The following is a 2,816-nucleotide window of genomic DNA, read 5'->3' on the forward strand; positions in this document are numbered from 1 at the left end:
TTGCCGGACCGTCAACGCCGTGGCCGTGTACCGGTGGTGGTCGGTGAAGTCCGGGGCGGTGGCCAACAGGTCGATCGCCGCCGTGACCTCGGCCGCCGGCTGGTCCGCCAGGTAGGCGCCGAGGTTCGCGGCCTCCATCACCCCGGGGCCGCCACCGGTCACCACCAGCCGGTCGGCCCGCGCCAGCTCCCAACCCAGCACGGCCGCCATCCGGTACGCGGGACTGCCGCGCCGCACCGCGTGGCCACCCATGATGCCCACCACCGACTGCGGCCCGTACGCGGCCAACCAGACCCGGGTGGCGTCGGCCAGCGCGTTGTCCACGCCGTGGTCGTGCAGCCGCTGACCCAGCGCCTCCCTGACGTCCGGCAGCGCGCCGCCGTGCGCCCGGTAGTGGTCGTACACCCGGGTGTCGTACATCCCGGTGAACCCGCCCTCGGCGAACCCGGCGGCCAGCTCCTCCGGGGTGTAGAGGTGGGTCGGCTGGGTCGGGTACGGCAACCCGGAGAACGGCGGCACCACGTTCGCGCCGCGCCGGACCAGGTCGGCGCCCACGTCCCGGGCCGCGAACCGGCAACCGACGAAGAGGGTGCCGGTGACGTCGACACCGGTCAGGTCGGGCACCGGCGCGAGGTCGAGCCGCAGACCCTGCACGGTCAGCCCGGTCAGCCGACCGGTGGTCAGCTGCTGGTCGAACTCGGCCCGGGTCTGGATCTCGCCGGCGTGCAGGTGCGGCTCGATGACGTCTGCGGGAGGTGGGGTCGGCACCGGGCCATCCTGCCCCTCCGCCGGGGCAGGTCAAACCTCGGGCCGGGGGCGGAACCGACAGGAGCCCGGCGGTCGTGGCCACCGGGCTCCTGCATAACCGGTTCCTGGGGAGGCTCCGGACCATTAGTTGTAATGGAAAACACCAGGCGGCGGCATAGGCCGCAGGCGTGACCAACTCCTCAGCCGTTCAGCGGAACACGTCGGCCGACCCGCTCGCGTGTCGCCCTGTCCAGCGGGTTGAATGGGGCGATGCAGAACCTTTTGCCAGAGCCACCGGCCACCCGCCTGCCCGTGAACGACGAGGCCGACGCCGCCCTGGCCGCCGCCAACGAGGCCGGCACCGATGAGGCGTACGCCGACGTGGCGGCGGGCTTCCCGACCTACAGCGCCGCCTGGGCGGAGCTGGCGGCGCGGGCCTTCACGCAGGGCCAGGTGGTGACGGCGTACGCGTACGCCCGCACCGGCTACCACCGGGGCCTCGACCAGCTGCGCCGCAGTGGGTGGAAGGGGCACGGCCCGGTGCCGTGGTCGCACGAGCCCAACCAGGGTTTCCTCCGCTGCCTGTACGTGCTGTCCCGGGCGGCCGACGAGATCGGCGAGGCCGACGAGGCGGCCCGCTGTGCCCAGTTCCTGCGTGACTGCGACCCGGAAGCGGCGGACGCGCTCGCGAGCAACTGACCCCACCCCGACGGCCGGCCCGACATCGGGCCGGCCGTCGGCGGGTCACAGCCCTTCGGCGACCGCGGCGGCGATCTTCAGCCAGGCGTCCCGGGTGGCCGAGGAGAGCCCGCCGTACCGGATCGGCTCGCCACTGTCGATGAGTCGCTCGTACGGGGCCAGCAGCACCGCCCGGGTGCGGGCCGCGAAGTGCTCCTGGATGGCCGGCAGGTCGATCTCCTTGCGGGACGGCGGCATCGACACCACCGTCACGGCCTGCCGGACCAGCCGTTGCCGGCCGCTCTGCTCCAGGTGGTCGAGCATCCGGGCCGCCGTCTCGGCGGAGTCGTTACGAGCCGACATCGTGACCACCAACTGGTCCGTGGCGTCCATCGACGCCTGCCAGTTCTGCGCCCGGACGTTGTTCCCGGTGTCCACGAAGATCAACTTGTAGAACCGGCTGACCACCTCACGGATCTCGGCGAACGCGGCGGCGGTCAACATCTCGCCACCGGTGGCCGACTCGTCCGAGGCCAGTACGTCGAACATCCCCTCGCCCTGGGAACGCACGTACTGCGACAGGTCACCCACCCGCCCGTGCGCGCCCTGGAACTGCCCGAGGTCACGCAGCATGTCCCGCACCGTGCGGGAGTGGAAGTCCTGCTGGGCGCGCATCCCCAGGGTGCCCTGGGTCTCGTTGTTGTCCCAGGCCAGCACGTAGCCGCCACGCTTCTGACCGAACGTCATCGCGAGCAGCAGGATCGCCACCGTCTTGCCCGCGCCACCCTTCGGGTTGACGACCGTCACCTGCCGCAGACCGCCGAAGTTGCGGCGCACCATCTCGATGTCCCGCTTGAGCTCCTGCTCGTGCCGGCCCGGGGCGAGCCGGAGCAGGCCCATCTTGTTGACCACCGCGCGTACACCCATGGTCGCCACCGGGTCGGCGGGTCGGACCTGGCGGCGTCGGGCGAAGTCCTCGGCGGTCGGCGCGGCGGTGTCCTCCGGTGTCCAGCTCGCGTCCGGGTACGCCGTCGCGTCCGGGTACGCCGTCGCGTCCGGGTACCCCGGTGCCGGCACCCGGGTCACCCCGTCGGCCTCCTGGTACGGCTGCCCCGGCGTACCGGCGGGTGACCCCTGCTGCCAGGGCGGTGGGTACCAACCCGGCGAGGGCGGGAACGGTCCCGGCGGTGGGGTCGCCGGCCCGGCCTGCGCAGCGACGGGCGGCGGCGCGGGAGGGCCGGGCGGCGGGTAGCTGAACTGCGTCACGTCGGGCGGCGGCGGAATCTGCGCCGAGCCGGTCTGCCCGGGGACGGGCGGCTGCCCCGGGTGCGCCTGCGCGGGACCGACGTACGGGACGACGGGAGGCGGGGGCGGAATCGGAGGCGTCCCGC

At 73.3% G+C, this 2,816-nt stretch carries 2 protein-coding genes and 1 pseudogene; 1 reads left to right on the top strand and 2 read right to left on the bottom strand.

From position 1 onward, the window contains the following. A pseudogene (locus tag KBX53_RS28365) lies at positions 1 to 768 on the bottom strand (hypothetical protein); the annotation flags it as partial. 249 nt (positions 769 to 1,017) lie between these two features. Between KBX53_RS28365 and KBX53_RS28370 the strand changes: the two are divergent. Further along, a complete protein-coding gene (locus KBX53_RS28370) occupies positions 1,018 to 1,446 on the top strand; it encodes a DUF3151 domain-containing protein (protein ID WP_030332142.1) in 429 nt (142 codons plus the stop codon). 45 nt (positions 1,447 to 1,491) lie between these two features. On the opposite strand, the gene KBX53_RS28375 is transcribed toward KBX53_RS28370, so the two are convergent. After that, on the bottom strand, positions 1,492 to 2,816 hold a 1,325-nt coding region (locus tag KBX53_RS28375; RefSeq protein ID WP_369010015.1), incomplete at its 5' end, for a MinD/ParA family protein.

This window comes from Micromonospora sp. M51, assembly GCF_018070305.1.
Classification (GTDB): Bacteria; Actinomycetota; Actinomycetes; order Mycobacteriales; family Micromonosporaceae; genus Micromonospora; species Micromonospora parva.

Excerpts from the sequence above, each read along its gene's own strand:
- KBX53_RS28370 (WP_030332142.1), top strand. The coding sequence starts at position 1,018 with ATGCAGAACCTTTTGCCAGAGCCACCGGCCACCCGCCTGCCCGTGAAC.